Here is a 1866-nt window from a genome sequence, read left to right on the forward strand (position 1 = left end):
TAGGCAACACCCAAGCCAGCAAACAGCCACGACAACTTACCAAAGCCGTTGACCCCAAACAGCAAGCCATTTGGACATTGGCAGATTTATATACCTATCTAAGTGAGTGGGCATACTCTGTTTACGACAACTTAGAGCATGATTCCTTGGGGACAACACCATTACAAGTTTATACAGAAGGGGTGCTGATTGCAGGAGAACGAGAACACCGACACATTGCCTACAATGAAGACTTCCTCATGTCCACACGTCCCAGTACACCTAAAGGAACGGCTTTAATCCAGCCCGGAGTGGGAATTAAAGTTAATTATCTTTATTACTGGAATGATGCTTTCCGTAATCCGGGGGTAGAAAAAACCAAAGTTCCCGTGCGTTATGACCCCTTTGATATGGGTGTAGCTTATGCCTACCTAGAGGGACGCTGGGTTAAATGTATCTCCCAGTATTACAGCACCTTTGTCGGACGCACAGAGAAAGAAGTGCTGTTAGCCGCAGAAGAAATCAGACAAAAGGATAAGCGTAATTTTGTCAGTACGAATATCTCAGCTAAACGCCTAGCAGATTTTATTGCCTCAGCGCAAGAACATGAAACCTTGCTCCTGCAAAGATTACGGGATTTGGAAGCCAAAAGTGTACTGGAAAATTTAACGTCCCATCTTGATGAGGTATCGTCACTCACCCAAGTTCAAGTTATACCGCAGTCCCCAATCAACAAGTCAAACGGTGAAGATGTCTCCACAGTTCATAAAACTGAAAATATCCAACAGTTGGATGTCACAAAACTACCTGTCTTTGAGGAATACAGATAATGGAGAACTTTTCTTTGGAGGTACAGTCCCAACTCAACCAATTCAAGGAATATGCGATATCTCATCCCCAGTTGGCGCAAGTGGATATGCTACTCATGGGTGCGATTCGTGAACCTGCGGGATTTGCTCACGTCCTGGTGTATGGACCTTCTGGTGTGGGAAAGACGACGATGATTCGCCAAATTACTAGACGGTTAAATGGGACTACTGTTGACCACAATGGTTTTCGTGAAGGTGGCTATCGCAATGGCAATGGTTCTCCAATACCACTGTTACTGGTAGAAACACGACCTCCTGACGGTGGGGTGTTTAATCGGGCTGATTATTACCGCACGGCACTGAGATTGTTGGGAGAACCATACTACGAGCGGCGGATGATGGTGGATATTGATGCCGAGCAAACTTGGGAGAAGAAGGGGCGGGGACGCAGTAAAACGGCACAGTTCAATGATTCTCCTGAACTACGTCAGGCTTTGGAAGAGGCGATGAGTAAACGTGGTGTCAAGGCTGTGATTTTGGATGAGGCACAGCATCTAATGAAGATTGGTAGTGGGGCTAGTGGTGGTAAGCTTTTAGACCAATTGGATTGGATTAAGTCAATGACAAATGTGACTGGTGTACTGCACATTCTCATTGGCACTTATGAACTTTTGAGTTTTCGCAATTTAAGTGGACAGGCATCACGACGGGGGTTGGATATTCATTTTCCCCGTTATTTGTTTCAAAATGAACAAGATAGGCAGGATTTTCAGGGAGTTTTACTGGCGCTGTTCAAGCAAGTTCCCCTTCAGGTTGATATTCCGGCTTTGATGCAGCATTGGTTTGATTTTTATGAGCGTTCTATTGGTTGTGTGGGTGTGTTGAAGGATTGGTTAATTCGGGCTGTGGCGGCGGCGTTGCATGATGGCTGTGATACACTGACTTTGGAGCGGTTGCATGAACATACTCTTTCGCTGGCTCAGTGTGAACGCATGGCGATAGAGGCGACTGAGGGGGAACAAAAACTCTGTTATATGGAAAGTCGCCGTGAACACTTATGGCATTTGCTACAGATGGG

2 protein-coding genes are annotated in these 1866 nt (G+C 45.8%); both read left to right on the forward strand.

The features are described 5' to 3' along the window. Positions 1-809, forward strand: an 809-nt coding sequence (locus tag FJR05_RS25215) for a Mu transposase C-terminal domain-containing protein (protein ID WP_174783857.1), incomplete at its 5' end; no start/stop codon positions are given. Then, positions 809-1866 (forward strand): ATP-binding protein (locus tag FJR05_RS25220; RefSeq protein ID WP_168646637.1); only part of this gene is annotated, 1058 nt, incomplete at its 3' end. The genes FJR05_RS25215 and FJR05_RS25220, both read left to right, overlap by 1 nt.

This window comes from Dolichospermum sp. UHCC 0259, from assembly GCF_009711935.1.
Lineage (GTDB): Bacteria > Cyanobacteriota > Cyanobacteriia > Cyanobacteriales > Nostocaceae > Dolichospermum.